This window comes from Sulfitobacter mediterraneus (assembly GCF_016801775.1).
In the GTDB taxonomy this organism is placed as follows: Bacteria; Pseudomonadota; Alphaproteobacteria; order Rhodobacterales; family Rhodobacteraceae; genus Sulfitobacter; species Sulfitobacter mediterraneus_A.
Map to the genome: position 1 here is coordinate 2,083,187 of NZ_CP069004.1, position 24,294 is coordinate 2,107,480.

At 58.6% G+C, this 24,294-nt stretch carries 23 protein-coding genes; 7 read left to right on the forward strand and 16 right to left on the reverse strand.

What is annotated here, in order from left to right; all coding sequences use genetic code 11:
- Nucleotides 1-68: 68 nt before the first annotated feature.
- Both JNX03_RS10200 and JNX03_RS10205 read right to left on the reverse strand, forming a co-directional pair.
- Nucleotides 69-1,685: an MFS transporter gene (locus JNX03_RS10200; protein ID WP_203208965.1), complete on the reverse strand. Its 1,617-nt coding sequence runs from the start codon at nucleotides 1,683-1,685 to the stop codon at nucleotides 69-71.
- A 58-nt stretch (nucleotides 1,686-1,743) separates the two neighbouring features.
- Entirely contained in the window at nucleotides 1,744-3,156 is a 1,413-nt protein-coding gene (locus tag JNX03_RS10205; protein ID WP_203208966.1) for an MFS transporter, read from the reverse strand.
- Nucleotides 3,157-3,420: 264 nt separating this feature from the next.
- Here JNX03_RS10205 and JNX03_RS10210 point away from each other — a divergent pair, with 264 nt between their 5' ends.
- On the forward strand, nucleotides 3,421-4,131 hold the full coding sequence (locus JNX03_RS10210) for a cyclic nucleotide-binding domain-containing protein (protein ID WP_203208967.1): 711 nt from the start codon (nucleotides 3,421-3,423) through the stop codon (nucleotides 4,129-4,131).
- A 9-nt stretch (nucleotides 4,132-4,140) separates the two neighbouring features.
- On the opposite strand, the gene JNX03_RS10215 is transcribed toward JNX03_RS10210, so the two are convergent.
- Nucleotides 4,141-5,484 carry a hypothetical protein gene (locus tag JNX03_RS10215; protein ID WP_203208968.1) on the reverse strand — a complete coding sequence of 448 codons (1,344 nt, stop codon included), beginning with the start codon at nucleotides 5,482-5,484 and terminating at the stop codon, nucleotides 4,141-4,143.
- Between the two features lie 2 nt (nucleotides 5,485-5,486).
- Between JNX03_RS10215 and JNX03_RS10220 the strand changes: the two genes are divergently transcribed.
- Nucleotides 5,487-7,445, forward strand: a complete 1,959-nt coding sequence (locus JNX03_RS10220; protein ID WP_203208969.1) for a sensor histidine kinase — start codon at nucleotides 5,487-5,489, stop codon at nucleotides 7,443-7,445.
- 3 nt (nucleotides 7,446-7,448) lie between these two features.
- Here the strand turns inward: JNX03_RS10220 and JNX03_RS10225 are convergent, their stop codons facing one another.
- The 10 genes from JNX03_RS10225 to JNX03_RS10270 all read right to left on the reverse strand — a co-directional run bounded on the left by JNX03_RS10225 (nucleotide 7,449) and on the right by JNX03_RS10270 (nucleotide 17,154).
- Nucleotides 7,449-8,795 (reverse strand): sigma-54-dependent transcriptional regulator, encoded by a 1,347-nt coding sequence (locus JNX03_RS10225; RefSeq protein WP_203208970.1) that lies wholly within the window; start codon nucleotides 8,793-8,795, stop codon nucleotides 7,449-7,451.
- A complete protein-coding gene (locus JNX03_RS10230; RefSeq protein WP_203208971.1) occupies nucleotides 8,792-8,929 on the reverse strand; it encodes a hypothetical protein in 138 nt (45 codons plus the stop codon). Before JNX03_RS10230 ends, JNX03_RS10225 begins: the two co-directional genes overlap by 4 nt.
- A complete protein-coding gene (locus tag JNX03_RS10235; protein ID WP_203208972.1) occupies nucleotides 8,926-10,227 on the reverse strand; it encodes a c-type cytochrome in 1,302 nt (433 codons plus the stop codon). The genes JNX03_RS10230 and JNX03_RS10235 overlap by 4 nt, the downstream gene beginning before the upstream one ends.
- A 3-nt stretch (nucleotides 10,228-10,230) precedes the next feature.
- Nucleotides 10,231-11,418: a formate dehydrogenase subunit gamma gene (locus JNX03_RS10240; protein WP_203208973.1), complete on the reverse strand. Its 1,188-nt coding sequence runs from the start codon at nucleotides 11,416-11,418 to the stop codon at nucleotides 10,231-10,233.
- Nucleotides 11,419-11,520: 102 nt separating this feature from the next.
- Entirely contained in the window at nucleotides 11,521-12,114 is a 594-nt protein-coding gene (fdh3B, locus tag JNX03_RS10245; RefSeq protein WP_203208974.1) for a formate dehydrogenase FDH3 subunit beta, read from the reverse strand.
- 12 nt (nucleotides 12,115-12,126) lie between these two features.
- Nucleotides 12,127-15,021 (reverse strand): formate dehydrogenase subunit alpha, encoded by a 2,895-nt coding sequence (locus tag JNX03_RS10250; protein ID WP_203208975.1) that lies wholly within the window; start codon nucleotides 15,019-15,021, stop codon nucleotides 12,127-12,129.
- Nucleotides 15,022-15,132: 111 nt separating this feature from the next.
- Nucleotides 15,133-15,324 (reverse strand): twin-arginine translocation signal domain-containing protein, encoded by a 192-nt coding sequence (locus tag JNX03_RS10255; RefSeq protein ID WP_203208976.1) that lies wholly within the window; start codon nucleotides 15,322-15,324, stop codon nucleotides 15,133-15,135.
- A gap of 50 nt (nucleotides 15,325-15,374) precedes the next feature.
- Nucleotides 15,375-15,983 carry a TorD/DmsD family molecular chaperone gene (locus JNX03_RS10260; RefSeq protein WP_203208977.1) on the reverse strand — a complete coding sequence of 203 codons (609 nt, stop codon included), beginning with the start codon at nucleotides 15,981-15,983 and terminating at the stop codon, nucleotides 15,375-15,377.
- 14 nt (nucleotides 15,984-15,997) lie between these two features.
- A complete protein-coding gene (locus tag JNX03_RS10265; protein ID WP_203208978.1) occupies nucleotides 15,998-16,618 on the reverse strand; it encodes a DUF3306 domain-containing protein in 621 nt (206 codons plus the stop codon).
- Complete coding sequence (locus JNX03_RS10270) at nucleotides 16,615-17,154, reverse strand: DUF3305 domain-containing protein (RefSeq protein WP_203212215.1); 540 nt, start codon at nucleotides 17,152-17,154, stop codon at nucleotides 16,615-16,617. Before JNX03_RS10270 ends, JNX03_RS10265 begins: the two co-directional genes overlap by 4 nt.
- 370 nt (nucleotides 17,155-17,524) lie before the next feature.
- Between JNX03_RS10270 and JNX03_RS10275 the strand changes: the two genes are divergently transcribed.
- The gene (locus tag JNX03_RS10275; RefSeq protein WP_203208979.1) at nucleotides 17,525-19,474 is read left to right on the forward strand and encodes a 4Fe-4S binding protein; all 1,950 of its coding nucleotides are present in this window, start codon (nucleotides 17,525-17,527) and stop codon (nucleotides 19,472-19,474) included.
- Here the strand turns inward: JNX03_RS10275 and JNX03_RS10280 are convergent.
- Nucleotides 19,468-20,223: a hypothetical protein gene (locus JNX03_RS10280; RefSeq protein ID WP_203208980.1), complete on the reverse strand. Its 756-nt coding sequence runs from the start codon at nucleotides 20,221-20,223 to the stop codon at nucleotides 19,468-19,470. The two genes, JNX03_RS10275 and JNX03_RS10280, sit on opposite strands and share 7 nt — an antisense overlap.
- A 57-nt stretch (nucleotides 20,224-20,280) precedes the next feature.
- Between JNX03_RS10280 and JNX03_RS10285 the strand changes: the two genes are divergently transcribed.
- The 4 genes from JNX03_RS10285 to JNX03_RS10300 are packed head-to-tail and all read left to right on the forward strand — an operon-like array spanning nucleotide 20,281 to nucleotide 22,723.
- The gene (locus JNX03_RS10285) at nucleotides 20,281-20,472 is read left to right on the forward strand and encodes a DUF6494 family protein (RefSeq protein WP_025048021.1); all 192 of its coding nucleotides are present in this window, start codon (nucleotides 20,281-20,283) and stop codon (nucleotides 20,470-20,472) included.
- 3 nt (nucleotides 20,473-20,475) lie between these two features.
- On the forward strand, nucleotides 20,476-21,543 hold the full coding sequence (locus tag JNX03_RS10290; protein ID WP_203208981.1) for an Mrp/NBP35 family ATP-binding protein: 1,068 nt from the start codon (nucleotides 20,476-20,478) through the stop codon (nucleotides 21,541-21,543).
- Nucleotides 21,540-22,244 carry a biotin/lipoate--protein ligase family protein gene (locus JNX03_RS10295; protein WP_203208982.1) on the forward strand — a complete coding sequence of 235 codons (705 nt, stop codon included), beginning with the start codon at nucleotides 21,540-21,542 and terminating at the stop codon, nucleotides 22,242-22,244. The genes JNX03_RS10290 and JNX03_RS10295 overlap by 4 nt, the downstream gene beginning before the upstream one ends.
- Nucleotides 22,244-22,723, forward strand: coding sequence for a DUF6505 family protein (locus JNX03_RS10300; protein WP_203208983.1), 480 nt, complete (start codon nucleotides 22,244-22,246; stop codon nucleotides 22,721-22,723). The genes JNX03_RS10295 and JNX03_RS10300 overlap by 1 nt, the downstream gene beginning before the upstream one ends.
- A 63-nt stretch (nucleotides 22,724-22,786) precedes the next feature.
- On the opposite strand, the gene JNX03_RS10305 is transcribed toward JNX03_RS10300, so the two are convergent.
- Both JNX03_RS10305 and JNX03_RS10310 read right to left on the reverse strand, forming a co-directional pair.
- Nucleotides 22,787-23,590: a substrate-binding domain-containing protein gene (locus JNX03_RS10305; protein WP_203208984.1), complete on the reverse strand. Its 804-nt coding sequence runs from the start codon at nucleotides 23,588-23,590 to the stop codon at nucleotides 22,787-22,789.
- Complete coding sequence (locus JNX03_RS10310) at nucleotides 23,587-24,291, reverse strand: ATP-binding cassette domain-containing protein (protein WP_203212216.1); 705 nt, start codon at nucleotides 24,289-24,291, stop codon at nucleotides 23,587-23,589. Before JNX03_RS10310 ends, JNX03_RS10305 begins: the two co-directional genes overlap by 4 nt.
- Nucleotides 24,292-24,294: the final 3 nt, after the last annotated feature.

Sequence of the window (24,294 nt, forward strand, 5' to 3'; positions counted from 1 at the left end):
CTCCTGAGGTATCGTTAAGGGGGTGGGCCTGCGCCGAAACGGCGGCGCAGGCCGTCAATGGCGTGGAATTATGGGTTTTTGACATAGGCGCCGGGGCGCAGGTAGAACCACCAGTTGATGACGATGCAGACCGCGTAGAAGATCGCGAAACCGTAAAGCGCCAGTTCGGGGGTGCCGGCCTTCAACTGCTCACCAAAGACTTTGGGGATGATGAAGGCACCGTAGGCAGCCACAGCAGCCGTCCAACCCAGTGCAGGGCCAGCCTGCTCTTTGTCGAACACCACACCGATTGTCCGGAAGGTCGATCCGTTGCCGATGCCGGTGGCGGCGAACAGGATCAGGAACAGGCCCAGGAACGGGTAGAAGTACTGTTCCGGCGTGGCCGAGTTGTAGGCCGCCTGGATGAAGTAAGCGACGCCCAGGGCAGATGCGACCATGACGATCGAGATGATCTGCGTCACTTTCGCGCCACCGGCCTTGTCAGCCCAGATACCACCGATCGGACGGATCAGTGCGCCGATGAACGGCCCCATCCATGCAAACATCAGGGCCGAGGGGCCATTGGGGTTCACGGTGTCGTGGGTCATCAGCCCGTCCACTTCGATGTGGCTGAAACCAAAGACCACCTTGATGGTCAGCGCCAGTGCGGCCGAGAAGCCGATGAACGAACCGAAGGTCATTGTGTAGATCACGGTCATGGCCCAAGTGTGCTTGTTGCCAAATATCCGATACTGACGTGTCAGGTTCTGGCCAACGGCACCGGGGATCAACTTCAACAGACCGACGGTCAGAGCGATGACGATGGGCAGCACGATCCATTTGGACACGCCCATACCTGATGTTGGCAACCCACCTTCGGTTTGCGGCAGCAGCAGCCAAAGGCCGAATGCAGCGGCGCCAAGGCCCAGCAACAGCATACCGGTGATGATGGCAAAGCCACCAAGCGGGTTGGGGATGTCAGGCGAGACATGTTCGTCTCGGATGTTGTTCATGCCCATCCAGCCGATGATGGCCAACGGGATCAGGAACACCAGCCAGATCAGGCCCGCGTTGTGGATATAGGTCTCTGTGCCGGCAGGAATCTTGCCGATCAGCGTGCCGGATGTGTTGACCAGCGTGCGGCTTTCGCCACCAAAGATACCAACCGTCATTACCAGCGGGATGAGGATTTGCATGGTGGTCACACCAAAGTTGCCCAGACCGGCGTTCATGCCCAGCGCATAGCCCAGCTTTTTCTTCGGATAGAAGAAGCTGATGTTGGACATCGAGGACGAGAAATTACCGCCACCGATACCCGACAGGAAGGCGAGAATCTGGAAATACCACAGCGGCGTGTCAGGGTCTTGCAGTGCAATACCCGCACCCGCAGCGGGGATCATCAGCAATGCTGTGGTGAAAACGATGGTGTTCTTGCCGCCCGCGATACGGATGAAGAATGTTGACGGAATGCGCAGGGTCGCACCGGTCAGACCGGCAATGGCGCCCAGCGTGAACAGCTGCGACTGGTCAAAGGCAAAGCCGAGGTTGATCATCTGAACGGTGATGATGCCCCAGTACAGCCAGACCGCGAAGCCGCAGAGCAGGCTGGGGATCGAAATCCACAGGTTGCGTGTGGCAATCGCCTTGCCGGTAGAGGACCAATAGCCTTCGTCCTCAATGTTCCAGTTTCTTAGATCTTGTCCCACTTGATACCTCCAAGATGAGCGTGATGGCGGGCCGATCCTGGCCCGCCGTGTTCAGTGATTAATCGGCTGCAGGTGCCTGCCCGTCCTTGCGGGCAATGGCCTGAATGCCTTCTTCCAGCGCGGCATTGGCCTTGGCGGCACGGGCGCGCAGAGTTTCGATATTGGCGGCGGCAAAGTTGGCCCGTTCTTCATCTTCCTGCCGGGTCGAGAACCGGACAAAGAAAGCCATGAAGGATGCGCAGGTCACGATAATGCCAAGGATGAAGAACGCTTCGGACCAGTCGATTGTGTTCTTGAACAGGAAACCCGCCAGAACCGCACCGGCGTTACCGCCCGCGCCCACAACACCGGCCACAGCGCCCAGTGCCTTCTTGTTGATGAATGGCACCACCGAATAGGTCGCCCCTTCGGCCATCTGGGTGAACAGCGAGAAAACAATCAGCGCAGGCAGAGCCAGGAACAGAACGCTCATCTGGCTGAACAACATCAGCGCCAGACCTTCACAGAAGATACAGACGAACAGCCAGAACGCGCGGCCACGCAGGCCCCAGAGCGAACCGAAGTTGTCACCGAAGATCCCGCCAAGGGTCCGCGCAAACATGTTCATAAGACCAAAGGACGCGGCCACCAGACCGGCGGTGACAAGGGTCAGGTCAAAGTAATCCATGAAGTACAGCGCGGCGACGTTGTTGACGGTCAACTCGATCCCGAAGCAGGCACCGTAGATGACAAACAGAACCCAAACGCGCGGGTCAGCCAATGCGGCCATATAGTTGCCGGTGACTTTCTTTTTCTCACCCATGCGGCCTTGCGCACGGAGCTCATCAAAGTTGCCGTCAGGGGCATCCTGAGTGAGGAAGTAATACGCGATCCCGGTGACAAAGATGATCGAGCCAACAACCATCATCGACGCACGCCAGCCGACAGCCTCGGAAAAGCCAAAGCCAACGACGAACACCGAGAACAACAGCGGCATCACAAACTGTGTCACACCACCGCCTAGGTTCCCCCAGCCCGCCGAAGTGGCGTTGGCCTGTCCGACCACGTTGGGCGCGAACATAACGGATGTGTGGTATTGGGTGATTACAAAGGATGCACCGATACAGCCGATCAGAACCCGGAACAGCAAAAAGGTCTCAAAGGATTGCGCCAGGCCAATCCCCATTACGGGCAGCGACCCGAGGATCAGCAACCATGTGTAGGATTTCCTTGGCCCGATCCGATCACAGAGCCAGCCGATGAACAGCCGCGCAAAGATGGTTGCGGACACCGAGCCAATGATGGCCCAGCCGATCTGATCCTTTGTCAGCTGCAACTCATCGCGCACAACAGACATCAGCGGCGCGATACCAAACCATGCAAAGAAGCACGAGAAGAACGCAAACCACGTCATGTGGAACGTTCTGATCTGCACCATCTTTACGTTAAAGAAATTGCCCCAAAGACTTGTGGCCTTGTTCTGAAGCTCCATTGGTCTCTCCTTCCGATCCCCAGACAGGCCCGTATTGGCCGTCCTGAGCTGCTTTTGGAGGAACCTGTGCCGTTTCAAGTTGGCCGGTTTTGATCTGGATCAAGTCTTTAAGAAATTGGGCCAAAACAAGGCTTTCTCAGAAATTTGTCATCTGCGGGTTTGAGGCGCGCAAATCCAGAGATCAAAGAATTTCCCAAATTGGTTTGACATATATCAAGCAGACATATGATAACTGTCCGAACTTCGCTTGGGTGAACATTGAGCATGAATGAGTCGGAAACCACGAATATTCGGGCATTGCCGATCTTTGCCGAGATGGCCGACGACAATTTTGAATCGCTTATGCGCGGTTCCTACGTCCAGAACTTCCCGCCGCAGATCGAGCTGATTTCAGAAGGTGAGCCAAGCGATTTTCTGCATGTGATCATTTCTGGAGCGGTTGAGCTGTTTGCCACCTGGAATGGCCGCGAATCCACAATGGCCATTGTCAGACCGGTTTCGACCTTCATCCTTGCAGCAACGATCAAAGATGCGCCGTACCTGATGTCAGCCCGCACCTTGGAGAAAAGCCGCATTGTCTTGCTGCCATCTACGGACGTGCGGCAGATCTACGATATCGACAACGGATTTTCGCGTGCCTTGGTGACCGAACTGGCCCAATGTTATCGCGGGGTCGTCAAAAACAGCAAAGATCTCAAACTGCGCACGTCGATCGAACGCCTGGCGAACTACCTTCTTAAGCATCACAACCGCGCCAATGGTAATGGCAACGGCAACGGCACTTTCGAGCTGAACATCGAAAAACGCAAAATCGCATCACAAATGGGTATGACGCCGGAAAACCTGTCCCGCGCGATCAAGGCGCTCAAGCCTTATGGTGTGACCGTGAATGGAACCAGTGTTCATATCGCAGATGCCGATGATCTGGCCTCATTGGCCAAGCCGGACCCGTTGATAGACGATCCACTGAGCTAAGCCGTTCGGTTAGGACGTTGCCTTGCGGGCAAGTTCCTCCTCGCGCATTTCTTGCAGCCGCGCCAGCCTCGCCCTTACCGTCTTTACCCCGCCCCTGCCGCCGTTCTTTGCCGGTTTCCAACTGGCAAACTGAGGCTTGATCGTTGAAAGTTGCAGTATCTCGGCTTGTTCTTTTCGTTTGAGTGGGTCGACGAAAAAGGCTGCGAATGCGGCGCCATGCGTGCGATTGATGAACACTGGCCGCACATTTCCCCCGATTGAGATCGAAAAATCGACAAAGTCGGGCGTGTCCAATAGCCGGTCGATCTTGCCAAAATCATCAGCAGCAAATCGGCAACCCAGCTTGCCCAAGATCAGGATAGTCCCGGGAAACTCGTCATTGATTGTCAACAAGACCGCCTCAATTCTGCAATTTCTCCGGCGAAAGAAGAACCCCAAAGCCAGTTGGAACAGCGTTTTTGACACCAAAACCAGCGCAATGCCCAAAACAGCGACAAGCCCGTACCGAAAAACCGCGGATTGCAAGAAATCCTCTATGGATTTCATGAGTGAAATATCCTTGGCGCTTGGCAGGGTTTCACCGGCCTTTTGGTTGCGCCCGCCTGCACTTTCGGATTGGTTCTCCGTGCCTTGGCCTTCCTGGGTCCGGTTGGTAACTTTGCCGGTGTATGTGACCATTATCTCGTTTTCGGGGTCCAGACCCGGTGCCATCCGCTCAGCGTCCCACTCATCCAGTGCGCAGCCCTCGGTGGTTTCTGTTATCGTCTCCGGCTCCGGTGGCGCGGTCTTTTGCTTGGATGCGCCGTCTGTATTGAACTGCTCCAGAACGCGGCGCTCGTACTCCGCCCAATCTGCCTTGGTCGGATCGACGACCTCCATTCGCATTGGGTTTTTCACCTGACGTTCAATGGTGGTTGAGTTTTCGCCGCAATCAATCGGGAGGGTTTGGCGTGCTGCGCCGTTTGCCGTGTCGCTTGCGGATGCGGCTATCGGTGCGGTCTTTGGCGCCGAAACTTCGGCTTCTTGAGCCATTGCGCCGTCATTCCCAAAAAACGCGCAAAGACCTATGGCAAGAGCGCTTGCCTTTTGTTGACGCCAAAAAACTGAACTTCGCTTTGATCGTACCTGACTTTTTAACTTGCCGTGCACCACATACATAGACCTCAAAACATGTCCCAACTTTCCGGTTTCGCCGAAGTTGGCTGATACTACCTCAACGGTACCACAAAATAATATTTCACGAAAAAGGTATTTGACTTGTCGAAAAGTACTTTGGCAAAAATGACACAAATTGCATCGGCTGCATCGGCAAAGTAGGGTTTTGCCATGATCCGTTTTCCAATCAGTACGCACTGTTGAAGTCCGTCCGGCTGCGCCTTTTGACCTTGGCCTTGTTGCCGATGGTCGTGTTGATGCCGCTGATGCTGCTATTGGGCATGAACCGTTGGACATCGGAATATGACAACATCCTAATTGCCAATGTCGCCAGTGATTTGCGGATCGCAGAGCAATATCTGGGCCGCATCCTGGATGGCACCGGAACCCACATGACGGGGATCACCGAATCCGCCGAGTTTCTCGCAGAGCTGGATCAAAACCGGGCCGAATTGGCAACCTTTCTGAAGGCCAAGCAGCGGGCGTATCAACTGGATTTTCTGTATTACCTCCCACCTGATCAGACCGCCGGACCAGCACATCAATGGCCTGTGATCGCATCGGCCAAACGCGGGCGGCCAGCCACCGCCATCGACATTTTCTCAGCCGCCGATCTCGCTGCCCTGCCCGGCGATCTGGCCACGCGGGCCCGCGTCCCCTTGATCGAGACCCAAGCTGCCGTACCCACCACCCGCACGGTCGAAGACCGCGGCATGGTGGTTCACACCGCTAGCCCCGTGGGCCAAGGCGGCAATCGCGGTGTTCTGGTGGGCGGCATCCTGTTGAACCGCAATCTGGGGTTCATCGATACGATCAACGCGCTGGTCTATCTCAACGCTGCCACGGGGGGCGACCGGCAAGGCACGGCGACCCTGTTTCTTGAGGATGTCCGGGTCTCGACCAACGTGCGCCTGTTCGAGGATGTCCGCGCCCTGGGCACCCGGGTTTCTGCCGTCGTGCGCGGCAAAGTGCTGGATGACGGCAAAACATGGCTCGACCGCGCCTTTGTGGTGAATGATTGGTACATCTCGGGATACCTGCCCATCTCCGACAGCTTTGGTGAACGTGTCGGCATGCTTTATGTCGGGTTTCTCGAAGCGCCCTTTGTCGCCGCAAAACAACAAGCCTATCTGGCGCTGTTTATCGCGTTTCTGCTGCTGCTTGCGGTGTCGATCCCGTTTTTTCTGCGCATGGCCAAAGGCATCTTTTCGCCGCTCGAACGCATGATCCAGACCATGACCCGTGTGGAGAAGGGTGATCTGAATGCCCGCAATGGCGATGTGGGGTCAAACGATGAAATTGGCCTTGTCGCCAGCCACCTCGATACCCTGCTCGATCAGGTACAGGAGCGGGATCAGGCGTTGCGATCTTGGGCGGATGAGCTGAATGAACGGGTTGAAGATCGCACAGCGGAGCTAAAAGAAGCCAATTACAAGCTGGAAGAGACCTTCAAACAACTGGTCATGTCAGAGAAGCTGGCCTCGATTGGCGAGATCACCGCAGGTGTCGCCCATGAGATCAACAACCCCGTTGCGGTGATCCAAGGCAACGTTGACGTGATCCGCCAAACCCTCGACACCCGCGCCGAAGAGGTGGCAACCGAACTGTCCCTGATCGACCGACAGGTGCAGCGGATCGGGGCCATCGTTGGCAAGCTGTTGCAATTTGCCCGCCCCAGTGAATTCAGCAGCTCTGAGGAAACTGTGGACATTGGCCGCGTCACCGAAGACAGCCTTGTTCTGATTGGCCACACGTTATCCAACACCCAGATCACGGTTGAAACTGACCTTGCGCCCGCCCCTCCCGTCCGGATTGACGAGGGGGAGTTGCAGCAGGTGATCGTGAACCTGCTGGTGAATGCGGTACAGGCGATGGAGCAGGATGGCAGGCTGACTGTTTCTCTGTTTCCAGAGGAACTTGAAGGCAAGGCCGGAACATGCCTGCAAATTGCCGATACCGGGCCGGGCATTCCGGATGAGAATCTCAATACCCTGTTTGATCCGTTTTTTACGACCAAACTGGCAGAAGGCACCGGGCTGGGTCTGTCTATCAGCCAGACATTGATTCAGCGGGCGGGTGGTCTGATCCGGGTGCGCAACCGGCGCAAGCGGGGCGCGGCCTTTTCAATCTGGCTGCCCGAAGCGCCAGACAGTTTTTGACAATCAGACACCCCAAGCCGCGCATTTGCGATCCACGGTCTTGCGCGAAACGCCCAGCCGCCGCGCGGCCTCTGCCCGGTTGCCATCGCATTCATCCAGTATGTGCATGATGTGCCGTTGCATCACCAGATCAAGCGATTCAATGGCACGGGTTCCGGTGATCTGCCCCCCCCCGGCGAACTTGTCCGGAAAGGTGCCAAGGATCACCGAACGTTCAATCAGATTGCGCAATTCCCGCACGTTTCCGGGCCAATCGTAGCGGGCAAATTTCAGCAAGGTTTCTTCGTCAAGCTCAATCGCGGGCAGACCCAGCGTCTTGGAAAATTGCCGCAAGAACAGCGCCGCAAGTTCCGATATATCGCCTGCGCGGTCACGCAAGGGGGGCATCTCGACCTTCATCACGTTGATACGGTGATAGAGATCGGCCCGGAACCGCCCTTCGGCGACGGCCTGATCCAGATCGGCGTTGGTGGCGAACAGGAACCGCAGGTTCAGCGGAATTTCCCGCTCTGCCCCGACAGGGCGAATGCGCTGTTCTTCCAGCACCCGCAACAAGGCGGCCTGCACCTGTTCGGGCATTTGCACCACCTCATCAAGGAAAAGCGTCCCACCCTCGGCATGCAGGAACAGCCCATCACTGCGGCGGTCCTGATTGTCGACCAAACCAAACAGTTCCTGCGCAATCCGGTCAGGAGAAATCACCGCGCAATTCACCGCAACAAAGGGTTTGTCGGCCCGGTCTGACAGCGAATGCAAGGTCCGCGCGGCCACCTCTTTGCCCGTGCCGGTGGCGCCCGTAAACAAGACCGAGGTTGGCAATGGAGCAAGCCGTTCCAGAATATCGCGCACTTCGCTGATTGCGGCAGAATTGCCCAAAAGCCGCCCCCGCGCATGGCTGCCTTCGCCAGCAAGCTCGTGTTTGAGCAGGAAATTCTCGCGCCGCAGATTCTGGCGGTCCAGCGCCCGTGCGGCGGCATTGAGGATCTGATTGGCGCGAAACGGCTTGAGTACAAAGTCTGCGACACCTGTCCGCACCGCTTTGATCGCGGTTTCCAGATCCGCATAGGCGGTGATCAGGATCGTATCGGAAAACAGCCCGACATTGCGTTGCTCGCGCACCCAGTCCAGCCCGGTTTTCCCCGGCATGATATTGTCGAGGATCACCAGATCGAAGAAACTGCGATCCAGCAGCGCAGTAGCCTCGACGGTTGAGGCCGCTTGCTCCACCCGTTTGCAACGCGGCTTGAGGATCTTCATCAGAAAGTTGCGCATGCCAGGCTCATCGTCGATCACAAGGATCGAAGCATGGGCTAGGCTTTCGCCGTATTCGTCCGGTGCGGCAGGTTTCATTGGCTGCCTTTGCCCAATCTCACGGACGGGCCCGCGTTGACTTCTTCAGACGAAAATCCCGCCCTTTCCAGCCCGAAGCTGGCAACAACCGCAATAACAATGATGGCGGCGAAACTGGTGAACATCGCTTTCATGGCTTTGTCTCCTTTGTCTGGGAATGGATCTTTAGAAACTCTATCAAATCCCGCCGGTCCTGCGGCGCGGCAATGACCTGCATCGGCATTTTCGACCCGGGGATATAGTGATCTGGTCCCAGATCGAACAATTGGTCGATTGTCGCATCTGTCCAAACGATATCCGATCCTGCCAGCGTTGGCGAATAGGGATAGCCCGGCAGGCGGCCCGCAGTGCGGCCAAAGACCCCGTACAGGGTCGGACCGGCCTTGCGCGAGGCACCGGCGTCAAGCGCGTGGCAGATCGAACATTTACGCATGAATTGCCGCTCTCCATTGGTCATCTCGCTGGCCTCTTTGAGAAAGGATCGCTCCTGCCCAATCGCAGGATCAAACTGGTCCATCAAAGCAATCGGCCAGCCATAGGCCAGGTCATCAAGCCCGCCCGCCCAGACCATCGCCCCATCCGGTGAAAACGCCAGCGCCCAGATCGGGCCTTGCCGCGTGGCACGAAAATCCTGTCGGATGCGCCAGGATCGGGTGTCCACCAGCATGATGTAGCCCTGCCCGTCACCCACCGCCAACAAGCCAGCACCGTCATGATACACCATGGACAGGATCGGCTTTCGGTCCAGGGTAAAGTCAGCCAAAGCTACGCCGGTGACTGTATCCAGAATGCGCGTGCCGCCGTCCACCGCGCCGTAAGCCAGCCAGCGGCCCTGCGGCCCCAGCGCCAGCTCATTCACGCCAAATCCGTGTTTCACCAATGGCCGCGGCTGTGCGTCTTTTGTCAGGTCAAACAACAGCACTTCGCCCTTCGTGGTCGCAGCAAACAGGCTGTCGCCACCATCCCCGAACACGATATCGTTCACACCGCTGTCGCGCAATTTCATGACACTACCACTGCCCTCTGCCAGCGGCCAAAGGCCAATGGTCCCGTCCCAACTGGCCGAGGCAATGAGCCCTCCATCGGGCGCAATTGCCAGAGCAGTCACTTTGCCTTTGTGCTGTCCGATGATCCGGCTCTGCGCGCCCTCCCAAAGCCGCACCGTAAAGTCATCCCCGGCCGAGACCACCCCCCCGTCTGGCAGGAATACAACTGCGTTCACCGCCGCCTCATGCCCCTCCAGCCATTGCGGAGTGCGTCCGTCCCAAAGGCCCACAGAATTGTCGAAACTGGCGGTGGCGACTTGCCCCCTGCTGGATACGGCCAGCCCCATAATCGGGCCGCCGTGCCCCTTGAGCGTGGTAAAGCTTTGCGCCAAGGCCGCGCCAGCGCAAAGCGTCACAATCAAAGACATCGTCGCAAAAAGCCGCATCGCCTATTCTGCCGGATGGGCCTTTTGCGGGCCATCTTTGCCCGCCTCTTTCATCTCATCCAACCAGATCGAATGGTGCTGATGCGCCCAGGCTTCATCCACCTCGCCGCTGCCCATGGCGTCATAGGCGCCCTCCATCCCGACCGAGCCGATATAGATATGCGCCAGAATGATCGCCATCAGAACAAATGCCATGATCGCGTGCCAACCTTGGGCAAACTGCATCTCTTCCTGCGGTGACAACATCACGGGCAAGGGCTCCATACCGACCAACCCTGGCAACCCAAGATCGTTGAGAATGGCAAAGGTCTTGGCAAACAGCGGCAGCTCATAGGGAAACAGAAGCGACACACCCGAAACGGCGATGGATGTACCGAACAGGATCACCGACCAAAAGATCAACTTCTGTCCGGCGTTGAACTTCTTCGCCGGCGGATGGTTCTTGCCGATGATGCCGCCAAACTGACGCAGCCAAACAAGGTCAGTCCGGTTCGGGATGTTGTGAACCACCCACATCACAAAGATCATCACTAGCCCGATAATGAACGCCCAAGCCACGTTGTTGTGAATCCATTTCGATGCGTTCAGCAAGGTCGCATTCACCTCTCGGCCCAGATAGGGCGCGATAAAGACCCGCCCGAAGAGGGACACCAGCCCGGTCAGCCCCAGCAGGACAAACGATCCCGCCAGCAACCAGTGACCAAAGCGTTCAATCGCCTTGAACCGGGTCACTGTGCGGCCTGTCATCTCTTCGTCGATGCGGATGCGACCGCGCAGCAGATAGAACAGCACCAGCGCCCCCAGCGTGCCGATCAAAAGCCAGCCGCCGTAGGTCCGCAGTGGCCCGTCGCGCCAGCTCAGCCATTTCATGCCGCCATCCTGCACCAGAACGCTGGCCACCTCACCACCCGCAGACACGCGGGTCTCGGCAGAGCCATAGCGGATCGCCCGCCAGACCTCTGGATCAGAGGTGCCCCCGATCGGGCCAAGCTGCGCCGCGCCCGCGACATCCGCCGGATTGCCCGTATCGCTGCGCATTGCGCTGTCATCCACAGGCTCGCCACGTTGACGGGCCAGAATATCGGCAAGGGTCTGTGCCCCGCCGGTGGCGCTGCGGTCAGGGGTTGTCTGTGCTTGCGCCGTCAGGCCAAGCATCAGGGAAAGGACGAGTGCGAGTGCCACGCGAAGCATGGGCCCACCTCCCAAATCTGAAAGGGTTAAAATCAAGGTCGGGTGGCCCGGCAGGTAACAAGACCACGGGCCACCCTGTTGGTTCAAAACCAAAGGAGCGGCTTAGCCACCCTTTTGGTCATAGGCCGTGCCCCAGCCCCATGCACCCGAGCCAAAGCCGCGTGCGACAACGCGCTCACGGTAGATCGCTGACACAACATCGCCGTCCCCAGCCAAAAGCGCCTTGGTCGAACACATCTCGGCGCAGATCGGCAATTTGCCCTCTGCGATCCGGTTGCGGCCGTATTTGGCGAATTCGGCGGTGGAGTGGGTCTCTTCGGGACCACCCGCGCAGAAGGTACATTTGTCCATCTTGCCACGGCTGCCAAAGTTGCCCGCCTGCGGATACTGCGGCGCGCCAAACGGGCACGCATAGAAGCAATAGCCGCAACCGATGCACAGATCTTTGGAATGCAACACGACGCCTTCTTCGTTCTGGTAGAAGCAATCCACCGGACAGACGGCCATACATGGTGCGTCCGAACAATGCATACAGGCCACCGACAGCGAACGTTCGCCCGGTTTGCCGTCATTGAGGGTCACCACGCGGCGGCGGTTGATCCCCCAGGGCACCTCATGCTCGTTCTTACAGGCGGTGACACAGGCGTTGCATTCAATGCAGCGTTCGGCGTCACAGAGGAACTTAGCTCTTGCCATTTCTCGTTCTCCTTATGCTGCGCTGATTTTGCAAAGAGTGGTCTTGGTCTCTTGCATTTGCGTTACGGAATCATAGCCATAGGTCTGGGCTGTGTTTGAACTTTCACCCAGGACATAGGGGTCTGCACCGTCGGGGTATTTGTCCCGCAGATCCTGACCCTGGAAATGTCCGCCAAAGTGGAACGGCATAAAGGCAACGCCTTCACCGACCCGCTCTGTGACCATCGCCATAACCTTGACCTTGCCGCCCTCTGGCCCTTCGACCCAGACCTGTGCGCCATCCCGCAGCCCGATGTTGTTGGCATCACGCGGGTTGATCTCGACAAACATGTCTTGCTGAAGCTCGGCCAGCCAGGGATTGGAACGGCTTTCCTCGCCCCCGCCCTCATATTCGACCAAACGGCCGGAGGTGAGGACAATCGGATACTCCTTGGAAAAGTCGTTTTTCTGGATCGAGGCATAGAGCGTCGGCAGGCGGTAGTCCTGACGATCCTCATAGGTCGGATAATCCGCCACCAGATCGCGCCGCGGCGTATAGAGCGGCTCGCGGTGCAATGGCACCGGATCGGGGAAGGTCCACACAACCGCACGCGCCTTGGCATTCCCGAAGGGCGCACATTCATGCTTGATCGCGACCCGCTGAATCCCGCCCGAAAGGTCGGTTTTCCAGTTGGTCTTGGGACCGGCCACCGCGTCAATGGCAGCGCGTTCATCATCCGTCAGATCACTGTCCCAGCCCAGATCCATCAGCATCTGCATCGTGAATTCGGGATAGCCGTCCTGAATTTCCGAGTTCTTGCTGTAGACCCCTTCGGCCAGAAGGTTATCGCCATCGCGTTCCACACCAAAGCGGGCGCGGAATGTCAGACCGCCCTCAGACACGGGTTTGGACATGTCATACAGGTTCGGCGTGCCGGGATGGTTCATCTCGGCGGTGCCCCAACACGGCCATGGCAGACCATAGTAATCGCCATCTGCCGGACCACCGATGGCCTGCAAGGTGGTGCGGTCAAAGGTATGCTGATTTGCCATGTGCATCTTGAGCCGTTCCGGGCTTTGTCCGGTGTAACCGATGGTCCAAAGACCGCGGTTAAACTCGCGCGTGACACTTTCGACATTGGGAGTCACATCGTCTTCCATTTCGATATTGCGGAAGAAACGATCGGACCAGCCGAACTTCTTGGCGAACAGGCCTATGATCTCATGGTCGGTTTTGGATTCGAACAGCGGGTCCACAACCTTGTCGCGCCACTGGAACGACCGGTTTGATGCGGTGACCGAGCCACGCGTTTCAAACTGGGTTGCAGCAGGCAACAGGTAAACACCGTCCGTGCGATCATGCAAAACAGCAGAAACCGTTGGATAGGGGTCAATCACGACCAGCATATCCAGCTTTTCCATCGCTGTCTTCATCTCGGGACCGCGCGTCTGGCTGTTCGGGGCGTGGCCCCACAGAACCATGGCCCGCACCTTGTTGGGCTGGTCCATGTTGCCTTCGTCCTCAAGGACGCCGTCAATCCAGCGCGAGACCGGAATGCCCTTGAGATTTTGCAGGCTCTTGTCCTTGCCATCTGCGCCAGTGATCTTGTCGAACTGACCGGCCAGCCATTCGGGATCTTCCTCCCAGACCCGCGCCCAATGCGCCCAGGCCCCTTTGGAAAGTCCGTAGTAACCCGGCAGGGTATGGGACAGAACACCAAGGTCGGTCGCACCCTGTACGTTGTCGTGGCCGCGGAAGATGTTGGTGCCGCCACCGCTTGTGCCCATGTTCCCCAGCGCCAGCTGAAGGATGCAATAGGCACGGGTGTTGTTGTTGCCATTGGTGTGCTGCGTGCCGCCCATGCACCAGATCACAGTGCCGGGGCGATTGTTGACCATGGTCCGCGCCACGCGGCGCAGCTGAGAACCCGGCGCGCCCGTGACACGCTCGACCTCTTCGGGGTTCCATTTGGCCACTTCCTCGCGGATCTGGTCCATGCCCCAGACACGGGTGCGGATGAACTCTTTGTCCTCCCAACCGTTTTCGAAGATGTGATAGAGAATACCCCAAACCAGAGCCACATCCGTACCGGGACGGAACCGCACATATTCGTCGGCATGGGCCGCCGTGCGGGTGAACCGCGGATCGCAGACGATCAGAGGCGCGTTGTTCTGTTCCTTGGCTTTCAACACGTGCAACAGCGAGACAGGATGCGCCTCGGCCGGGTTGCCGCCGATAATGAAGATCGCCTTGGAATTGTGGATGTCATTGTAGGAGTTGGTCATCGCGCCATAGCCCCAGGTGTTTGCAACACCGGCAACTGTGGTCGAGTGACAGATCCGGGCCTGGTGGTCCACGTTGTTGGTGCCCCAATAGGCAGCAAACTTGCGGAACAAATAGGCCTGTTCGTTGCTGTGCTTGGCCGAACCCAGCCAATAGACACTGTCAGGGCCGCTTTCTTCGCGGATGTTCATCATGCCGTCGCCGATCTCGTTGATCGCCTGTTCCCAGCTGATGCGCTTCCACTCACCGCCCTCTTTCTTCATCGGATACTTCAGACGGCGTTCGCCGTGCGCGTGTTCGCGCACCGACGCCCCCTTGGCGCAATGGGCACCAAGGTTGAACGGGCTGTCCCAGCCGGGCTCCTGCCCGACCCAAACACCGTTTTGCACCTCGGCCACAACGGTACAGCCCACCGAACAATGGGTGCAGACCGATTTGATCGTTTCAACAGCCGCGCTCGCAGCGGATGCCGCGCTGGCTTGCGTCACCGTACCGCCGGTGGCGCTGATTGCGGCAAGACCACCAATGGCCAGACCGCTGCCGCGCAGGAACGCACGGCGGTCGACGGATTTCTCCGCGACGTCAGACAGGATACTTGTCCGCTGGGGGCGTCTCGCTACCCCGTTGGTCTTTTTCCTAAGCATTTAAACCTCCCTTGCTGTCCATCTTTGGACTGAGCTGGGTTAACGAAATCCGCAGGCAGTCGGGCCAATCGCAACCAGTCGCCTGTGGCAGTTCACATCGTCCGGTTCCGGTCAGAAACGGGCGCTGTCGTAGTAGGCGCGGGTGTGCGCGGTATCCTGCATCTTTTCCAAGGACAGGTCGGGTTCCGCGGCCTCGGCCGTGCCCCCGGTGGCAACAACGGCAACTGCCGCAGCAGGTGCGCCGGTCGCCGCCAGCTTGAGAAAATCGCGTCGGCTTGTTGCCTCCTCGTTTTTCTTGGTCATGAGAGTCCTCCTCTCTGGTGGGTGACGGTTGCCCGCCAAAAATGCGGGGGTTAGCCCGCGCTCATCCGAAAGCCTTCGCTCTCGATTTCCATGAACACCCGGCCAACAGCGCCGACCGCAGCATAGAAAACCGAGTTCTTTGCAGCTTCCAAATCCGAATAGAAATGCCCCGCCCAAGGGGTGATGTGTCTGTTAAAAAACACTTTTTGATCGTCCAGCGGCGCGGGCGCGCCAAAACGGCCAACGATCATCGCGCCCATCAACTCCATCAAGGAGGCGATGTTGTCCTCCGGCTCATAGACATTTGGCGCACGGCGCATCCCCCGCGCTGCCATATCGCGTCGCAGGCTGGCCAGTGGCTTTTCATTGAGAAAACCGGTCAAATAGTAGCTTGCGTAGGGCAAAAGCTCGCCCCGGCCCAAACCGATGAACAGCTTGTTAAATTCGCGTTCCACCTGCGCGGGCTTGGACAGCCTGGCGATCTTTGCCAGCGCATTGATTGCTGTGCCAAGCGGGCCATCATCACCGCCAAGATCGGCGCATTGTTCCAGCAGCATCTCATTGGGTGGTCCGGCCAGAAGCAGACCTAGGAAATTGTACAGATCGGCCCGCTGCCGGTCTTCGGGCGCAATGGTGATCTGCTCTGCGGTGGCGGTCATATCGGTCTCCTTGGTCACGCAGACACCTGCTGGGGCGTGTCGAATACAAAACGCATCCGCCGGGGCGCGGCGGCCAACTCAGGCTCGTGTGTTTCTTCGGTTGCACTTGGCTGCGGCTCAGCTGCGGCGATCAGATCATCCTCTGGCATCGTGTCTTGCGCAGGCTCTTGAGGTGCGGTCTCGGTTTCGTCTTCAAGCGCCACAGGCTCTTCGCCGGCGGTTTTTTCTGCCTCCGCTTGGCGGGCCAGTTCCTCAACATGGGCTGTCATGCCTTTGCCGACCTGATAGGCCGTCTGCAGATTGCCCAGCAGGAAAGACGCATCGGTGAAATCCTCACCATAATCGACCAGCCCATCGACATTGGCCAAAACCGGATTGCTGATCCAAAGGCGGCGCAGGGCACGGTCACGAATGCGGGCAGGAACACTTTGGGTCAGGAAGACTTTGAAATCGTCGCCTTCGCTCAAGGTATCCGGGTCAGGCAGGCCCAACTCTTCAAGGATCTCTGCGTCGGTCTTTTCCGCCAAAGCGGCGCCCTGCCCCGCGGCCTCAGCTTGCAACAGCGCTTGTGCATCCCCTTCGGCTTCCGCCTCCACCGCGGCCTTGCGCCGCGACCAAAAATCACTGCGGCTCATTGCAGGCGCTCCTTCTTGGCCTTGCTCGGGGCGCGGTAAACATCCGCCATCTGGGCAATCCGCACATCGCCGATCCCGTCTTCAACAAGACCGATATCTTTCTTGTCGCGGCGCCGTTTCTTGAAGACCTCTTCGGTGTGGAAACGCTGCGCGAAGGCTTCGACCCAACCGATCACAATCGGGGGCATCGCGATCTTTTCGACCACGTCCTCTCCGTTGTCCGCGTAATCCTGCGCCTCATAGGGCGAGGCGGTGATCAGAACCAAATCAAAGGGCCGCGCCGCATCGTCGGTTTCGCGCATGACCACATAGAGACAAGGCACCTGCGCGGCGAGCCCGTGCAGATATGCATCCGTTTCAGCGCCATGCAGCTCAAGCATCAGTGTCGCGGCATGAAATTCGGTGATCTCGCCATCCTTGCGCAGGGCGGCCCAATTGGCCTCTGCTGCGCCGGGCAACACACCAACAGCCCGCCATGACCACTTCGCCCAACGGGTCACGCCCGGTGTGCGGCGCAGCACAACGCCCATCGGCATCGTCTCATACTGTTGCGGATTGTGGATCACTTGGCCCCGGAGTTTTCGTATTGCCAGTAAAGCCTGCCCTAACGTCGCTCTTGGACAAAGCGCGAATTGGGGCTGGCACAGGCTTTGATCAGATTGCGGACAATTTGGGCAATTGTAAAAGTCGGACAGGGCCGGTTCGGACTTATTGTCTATCTCGACCAAAATGATCGGAAATATACCTCGTCGCAGAACCGCCGAATCATCCCAACTGATTCGCCCCCGATCCGGCAGAGGCACCACCAAAAAGCCGGTTTACGGGCCACAGGAATCATGCCTACTTAGATTGGCTTCGGGACGCAAAATGCGCCCCGAAACAGGCAAGAAATGGGGTGGCAAATACATGTCTAAATCATTGATTTTATGCAATTGCTCGAACACCCAAACCATAGACGCGGAGGGCCTCACATCGGCCTCCGGCCTGCCCTGCTCAAAGGTGCATTCCGCCCTCTGCACGGTCCAGTCAAATGCTGCTGCAGAGGCGATCTCGACCGGGGATGCAATTTTTTGCTGTGCCCAAGAATCGGCTCTTTTTGCAGAGCTTGCAGACAGTCTGGACGCTCCTGCCCCCGCCACTCTAGACCTGCGCGACAGGGCAGGTTGGAGCGCAGATGACGCCCCAAAACTACCCAAAATGGCCGCGCTGGTGGCCGAGGCGACCTTACCCGCCGCCACCGCCAAGACCCTTGATGTCGTTTCTGAGGGGCTTTGCCTGATCCTCGCGCGGGACGAAACGGCCCTGCAAATTGCCGCGCAGCTTTGCCAATATCTGAGCGTGACAGTCCTGTTGCCGACCCCTCCCGATGGATTGGATAGCCGCAATTTCGATGTTGTTGTGGGCCGCTTGAAAGCCGCAAAAGGATCGCTGGGACAATTTGATGTCACCATCGACGGGCTGCAAATTCCCGATCCTGCCGGTCGCGGCGATATGGTGTTCTCTGATCCGCGAAATGGCGGGCGTTCGCAATGCGATATCCTGCTGGATCTGCGCGGTGAGACACCCCTGTTTCCGGCCCATGAGAAACGCGAGGGTTATCTCCGCCCCGACCCCGGCAACCCATTGGACGTGGCCGCATCGGTGCTCGAAGCATCGCATCTGACCGGCACCTTTGAGCAGCCCCTCTATATAAAGGCCGAACCTCTGCTTTGCGCCCATTCGCGGGCGGAGCAGACCGGTTGCACACGCTGTCTGGATGTCTGCCCAACCGGGGCGATCACGCCGGATGGCGACCATGTGACGGTTGATCCGCTGATCTGCGCGGGCTGCGGCGCTTGCGCATCGCTTTGTCCCTCCGGCGCGATCAGCTATGACGCCCCGCCCGCAGATCTGACCTTCCGCCGCATTCAAACATTGGCCAAAGCCTATCTGGATGCGGGCGGTCAAAATCCGCGCCTGTTGACTGTGAATGAAACCGGCGCCGAGATGATCCGCCTTGCCGCGCGATACGGCAACGGCCTGCCTGCCAATGTGATCCCTCTGGAAGTCGACGCCCTCGCCACCATTGGCCATGCTGAAATGCTGGCCGCATTGGCCGCAGGGTTCTCAGAGGTGACTGTCCTGCTCACCCCGAAATCAGACCGCGATGTTATCATCGGTGAAGCAGCCCTTGCCCGCGCCATGGGCGGTGATCGGATCACCCTGCTGGACACCAGTGACCCTGATGTTTTGTCCGATCAATTGTTCGCGGCACAAACCACCCCTACCGACGCAACCCCCCAGCGCCCGATGGGCACGCGGAGGCAAATTGCCCGTACCGCCGCCAAGGCGTTGAACCCGGATGCATCACAGATCGCATTGCCGGACGATGCCCCTTATGGCGCGGTTTTGGTGGACACTGATGCCTGCACGCTTTGCCTCTCGTGCATTTCGCTGTGCCCTTCTGGTGCGTTGGGCGACAACCCCGACCTGCCGCAACTGCGTTTTCAGGAGGACGCATGCCTGCAATGCGGGCTCTGCGCCAATGTCTGCCCCGAAGACGCAATCACCTATGAACCACGCATGAATTTGGACAACAGCGCCCTGGAACAGGTGATCCTGAACGAGGAAGAACCCTTTGCCTGCGTTGAATGTGGTGCGCTGTTTGGTGTGAAATCCACCATCGAGAAAATTACGGAAAAGCTGGCGGGCAAACATTCCATGTTCAAGACCGGCGATGCCGCACGGATGATCCAGATGTGCGACAATTGCAGGGTCAACGCGCAATATCACGCCAAAAACAGCCCCTTTGCAGGCGCTGAGCGACCCCGACCCAGAACCACGGCGGACTACCTCAGCAAGCGCAAGGATCACTGATGATCAAGCGGTGCCCCCAGATCGGCTGGCTCCAGCGCGGCAACATAAGCGATGATTGCCTCCAGATCGTCCAATGTCATCGCGACCGGAACGATGGGCGACGGGCGATCCACCGGAAAAGGGTCGGTGACCTCCTTAACCTGCGTGAAAGCGGGATGCGGGTTAAGAGCAAAAAACGCGGCAAAGCGGTCTTCCCAATTTCCCAAGCTGCGCAGCGCAAAGAAGGACGGTGTCGATCCGATGGCATTCATCCGGTCCGCCGCAACCACCACATGACAGCGCCCACACAATCCCCGCGCCTTGACGCGGCCCGCCACGGCGTCCCCGTTATAGGTCACGGTTTCAGCACTGACTTGTGCCTGCGTCGGCAGGCTGAACAAGGCGGCACCGTCTATTTGAAACCCTGTCACAGTCCTGCGTCCGACCTCAGAGTCAATCCAATCGCCAAACCGCGCAGCCCCCGCGTGGCCGCCTTCCGGCACTGCAAAATGCCAGCGCTGCCCCAACCCGTCAAAGACCGGATTGCCCTCCGGGCCAAAACTGGCCTCGGCCTGCGCGGGATCTTCGACCAGTTCGATCCTTACCTGCGTTTTGAGAGAAAACCGTGGAAGCAGATATTTCAGCAGCCCGCTTTCGATCAGATCGGGCGGCGCATAGAGGCGAAAATTTCTTTCATCTGCAACGGCTTGTCCGGCCCATATGGCAATGGAAACCAGACCCGGAACGAGATGACGCAGGCGTAAAAACATATAAGATGTTAGGAACTCCTGACTTCTTTCGTCAACACCAACAGGAAAGAGCAAAAGATGAGCGATGATTTCAACATGTCGATGCGCAAGTTTCTCAAACAGGTCGGAGTGACCTCGCAGCAAGCCATCGAAGAGGCAATGCGCAGCGCTGAAACCGGCGGCAAGGAATTCACGGCGCGGGCCGTCGTCACCATCGACGGGCTGGACATGGAACATGTCGTGACCGGCACCATCAAAGGTCAGGACTGACCCTTGAGCGTGACACGTGAGGCCGTTCTTGAGGCCCTGAAAACCATCGAAGATCCCACCGGCAAGGGCGACATTGTCTCAGCCGGAGTGGTGCGGGCGTTGAACGTCGATGGCGGTAATGTCCGTTTTGTGCTTGAGATTGATCCAAGCCGCGCTGACGCCTATGGGCCGACCCGCGATCAGGCCGAGGCATTGGTCAAAGGTGTCGCAGGTGTTGAAAACCTATCGGTGGTTCTAACCGGACACAGCGCCCAACCGGCACCGCCTGATCTGAAACTGGGTCACAAATCCGAACCCAAGGGCCCCGAGAAAATCCCCGGTGTGAACCACATCATCGCCATTGCCAGCGGTAAGGGTGGCGTAGGCAAATCCACGGTTTCGGCCAATCTGGCCTGCGCATTGGCCGCGCAGGGCCGACGCGTTGGCCTCTTGGATGCAGATGTCTACGGCCCAAGCCAGCCGCGCATGTTGGGCGTGTCGGGCCGCCCCGCCAGCCCGGATGGCAAGACCATTCTGCCGATGCGCAATCACGGGGTCACGATGATGTCGATTGGTCTGATGACCAACGACGATCAGGCGGTGGTCTGGCGCGGGCCAATGTTGATGGGCGCTTTGCAACAGATGATGATGCAGGTGCAATGGGGCGCCTTGGATGTGCTGCTTGTGGATCTGCCACCCGGCACCGGTGACGTGCAGATGACCCTGGCCCAAAAGGCGCAGGTGGACGGCGCAATCATTGTCTCGACACCGCAGGATGTCGCCCTGATCGACGCCCGCAAAGGCATTGATATGTTCCAGCAATTGAACGTGCCGATTGTGGGAATGATTGAAAACATGTCCACGCATATCTGTTCCAACTGCGGACATGAGGAGCATGTCTTTGGACATGGCGGCGTTGCTAACGAGGCGGCCAAGCTCAATGTGCCCTTGCTGGCGGAAATCCCTCTGCATCTTGATATCCGGCTGGCCGCAGACGGCGGTGCGCCGATTGTTGTTTCCGCACCGGACAGTGCGCAGGCCAAGGGCTTTGTCGATGTGGCGCAGGCGCTTATTGCCAAAGGTATCGCATGACCGAGGTGATTTTCCCTCCATTAATGTCCGGTCTTGCCGTCACCGGGCGCGAAGATCCGTTTCACACCGCCTGTCTGCAAGCGGCGGTAGGCTGTGACGCTGGTCTGGTGGTGTACAACCTGTCACCCGATAGCTTGAGGGCGGCCATTGTATTTGCCCCCGAAGTGCCCCTGCAGGATGCTTTGGCGATGTTGCCGGTCTGCGGCGTTGGCTTTCAAAACGCGCTTGGGGCGCTGGCCCCGCCGGAGGTTGCCGTACATCTGGAATGGGGCGGCGGTCTGCGGATCAACGGTGCGAAATGCGGCCAGTTGCGTGTCGCCGCCGGTACGAAAGCACCGGGCGAAGTGCCCGATTGGCTGGTTGTCGGGCTTTCCCTGCCGCTTTGGCCTAACAACGATGAAACCGGCCACACCCCGGATCAGACCGCCCTATATGCCGAAGGCTGCTCAGATGTGGAGGCGCCAAGGCTACTGGAAAGTTGGGCGCGGCACACGCTGAACTGGATCGCCCGCTGGGACGAAGAAGGCGTCAAACCTGTGCATGGGGAATGGCGCGGTTTGGTGCATGGCATGGGCGAAGAGATCACCCAAAACGGCCAAACAGGTAGCTTTCTCGGCGTCGATGAGCGCTTTGGTATGCTGCTGAGGCACAAGGGCGATACAACCCTCATCCCGCTCACCACCCTGTTGGAGGATCTGTGATGCAACTGGCCCGCGCCATTCATTTTGACGAAAGCGATACCCGTGTCTACGCCAATGCCGCCCGGACGGGCGAATGGTGTATCTCGGGTGGTTTTGAATTTTCAGACTGGTCGGAGGCCGATCTGTCCGGCAAGGCGCGGCAGGCCTTTGCAAACGGATGGTTTGGTTTGGAAACCTCGGGCCGGGTGACGTTTGTCGCGGTGACGCAGGTTGAGGCGGCAGAGATTGAAACGCTCACTGATCTGCTCGCCCAGCATTTTGTCACATACTACGGCGCCCCGGATGCCGCTGCCGCCCACCCCGTGGCCGCAGAGGAAATTCGCCAGATGCTGGATCTATGTGACGGGCATGACGCCAACACCCTGCTGACGGTTGCGCGTGAACTGACGCCTTCGGGCGTGCGCGAAGCCTACCGAGTGATCGAGCCCCAGGGCGCAGGGCTTGAGCAATTTGCGGTACATGGGGATCTTGAGGGGTAAAAGAAGCGCAACACCCGGTCGCGCTTCTCGCTTTTTTGCAAGTTCAACCCGGGTGCCGGACCGTCATTGCATCGCGTTGAATACGAAAAGTGTTTCGCCGTTGATCTTGTAATCATTGATCAGCGTCTTTGCGGTGTCTGACACCAGCCACCCCTCCAACTTAAGCGCCAGATCATGCTTCACATGGGCATGTTTTTCCGGGTTCACGGGCAGATAGGCATATTGGTTGAACAGTACCGGGTCGCCCGCAAAGATCAGCGCCAGATCAGCCTTATTGCCGAAGTTGAGCCAGCTGGCCCTGTCCGACATGATATAGGCGTCCATCCCCGCTGCCGTGTTCAGCGCAGCGCCCATGCCTGCACCCACGGCCTTGTACCACCCCCCGAACGTCGCCGGATCAAGGCCTGCTGCGTTCCAAAGGCTCAGTTCCTTTTTGTGAGTGCCACTGTCGTCACCGCGGCTGACAAAAGGGGCCTTGGCATTTGCTATCATCGAAAGCGCCTCTGCTGCGGATGCAGCGCTACCCGCACTCGCCGTATCCGATTTCGGGCCGATAAAGACAAAGTCGTTATACATGATCTCGCGCCGGTGGGTGCCATTGCCAGCAGCCAGAAATTTCTCTTCAGCCTTGCGGGAATGTACCAGGATGGCATCAACATCCCCCGCCGCGCCAAGCTTGAGCGCCTGGCCCGTGCCCACCACCAGCAGCTGCACCTCAAGGTCCAGATCGCGCTTGATCGCAGGCACCAGAATGTCCGACAGGCCGGAGTTGTGAAAGGAGGTCGTGACCGCCATCTTGATGTCATCGGCCCATGCCGCGCCGGTCATCGCCAATGTGGTCACAGCCGCCATCATCAGGGTCTTCATTCTACAATATCTCCTTTTAGAAACGCGCGGGCCTGCGCGGTATTGGGGGTGTCAAAGAACGTTTCTGCGGGACCGCGATCATGGATCTTGCCGCCCAGAAGGAACACCACTTCGCTGGCCAAACGCCGCGCTTGGCCCATGTCATGGGTGGACATGACCAACCGCGTGCCTGCGGCGGCAGCAGATTGCAAAATGGCCTCAACGTCGCGCATCGCCCGCCCATCGAGGGAGGCGCAGGGTTCATCCAGAAACAGCACATCGGGCGAGCGGATCAAAGCACGGCCTAACGCCAGCTTCTGCCGCTCCCCTCCCGACAGGGCGGTCGCCGGACGCGTCAGGGCATCACCAAGGCCGACTTTCTGTGCCCAGAGTTCGGCCTGTGCCCGCGCGGTCTTGCGGTCCACACCCGTCAGACGCAGGGGATAGGCCAGATTGTCCCGCACTGACCGGCGCAGCATCACCGGGGTCTGGAACACAAACGCCTGTCTGCGCCGCGCCTCACTCTCGTCACAGGTCCATGTCACCCGGCCCGCAGAGATCCGGGCAATCCCGTGCAGCAATCGCAGGAGCGAGGTTTTGCCGGCCCCGTTGGGCCCGATCACCACGGTGATGCCTTCGGCCTCAAGACGCAGGTCAACAGGGCCAACCAGCACTTTCCCGCCACGCCGGGTCACCGCGCCTTCAACAATCAGAGGGAACATTGC

Excerpts from the sequence above, each read along its gene's own strand:
- JNX03_RS10300 (WP_203208983.1), top strand. The coding sequence starts at position 22,244 with ATGCAACTGGCCCGCGCCATTCATTTTGACGAAAGCGATACCCGTGTC.
- JNX03_RS10270 (WP_203212215.1), bottom strand. The coding sequence starts at position 17,154 with ATGCCGATGGGCGTTGTGCTGCGCCGCACACCGGGCGTGACCCGTTGG.
- JNX03_RS10235 (WP_203208972.1), bottom strand. The coding sequence starts at position 10,227 with ATGCGGCTTTTTGCGACGATGTCTTTGATTGTGACGCTTTGCGCTGGC.
- JNX03_RS10240 (WP_203208973.1), bottom strand. The coding sequence starts at position 11,418 with ATGCTTCGCGTGGCACTCGCACTCGTCCTTTCCCTGATGCTTGGCCTG.
- JNX03_RS10295 (WP_203208982.1), top strand. The coding sequence starts at position 21,540 with ATGACCGAGGTGATTTTCCCTCCATTAATGTCCGGTCTTGCCGTCACC.
- JNX03_RS10310 (WP_203212216.1), bottom strand. The coding sequence starts at position 24,291 with ATGTTCCCTCTGATTGTTGAAGGCGCGGTGACCCGGCGTGGCGGGAAA.
- JNX03_RS10210 (WP_203208967.1), top strand. The coding sequence starts at position 3,421 with ATGAATGAGTCGGAAACCACGAATATTCGGGCATTGCCGATCTTTGCC.
- JNX03_RS10265 (WP_203208978.1), bottom strand. The coding sequence starts at position 16,618 with ATGAGCCGCAGTGATTTTTGGTCGCGGCGCAAGGCCGCGGTGGAGGCG.
- JNX03_RS10250 (WP_203208975.1), bottom strand. The coding sequence starts at position 15,021 with ATGCTTAGGAAAAAGACCAACGGGGTAGCGAGACGCCCCCAGCGGACA.
- JNX03_RS10225 (WP_203208970.1), bottom strand. The coding sequence starts at position 8,795 with ATGAAACCTGCCGCACCGGACGAATACGGCGAAAGCCTAGCCCATGCT.
- JNX03_RS10280 (WP_203208980.1), bottom strand. The coding sequence starts at position 20,223 with ATGTTTTTACGCCTGCGTCATCTCGTTCCGGGTCTGGTTTCCATTGCC.
- JNX03_RS10260 (WP_203208977.1), bottom strand. The coding sequence starts at position 15,983 with ATGACCGCCACCGCAGAGCAGATCACCATTGCGCCCGAAGACCGGCAG.
- JNX03_RS10275 (WP_203208979.1), top strand. The coding sequence starts at position 17,525 with ATGTCTAAATCATTGATTTTATGCAATTGCTCGAACACCCAAACCATA.
- JNX03_RS10255 (WP_203208976.1), bottom strand. The coding sequence starts at position 15,324 with ATGACCAAGAAAAACGAGGAGGCAACAAGCCGACGCGATTTTCTCAAG.
- JNX03_RS10305 (WP_203208984.1), bottom strand. The coding sequence starts at position 23,590 with ATGAAGACCCTGATGATGGCGGCTGTGACCACATTGGCGATGACCGGC.
- JNX03_RS10230 (WP_203208971.1), bottom strand. The coding sequence starts at position 8,929 with ATGAAAGCGATGTTCACCAGTTTCGCCGCCATCATTGTTATTGCGGTT.
- JNX03_RS10285 (WP_025048021.1), top strand. The coding sequence starts at position 20,281 with ATGAGCGATGATTTCAACATGTCGATGCGCAAGTTTCTCAAACAGGTC.
- JNX03_RS10205 (WP_203208966.1), bottom strand. The coding sequence starts at position 3,156 with ATGGAGCTTCAGAACAAGGCCACAAGTCTTTGGGGCAATTTCTTTAAC.
- fdh3B (WP_203208974.1), bottom strand. The coding sequence starts at position 12,114 with ATGGCAAGAGCTAAGTTCCTCTGTGACGCCGAACGCTGCATTGAATGC.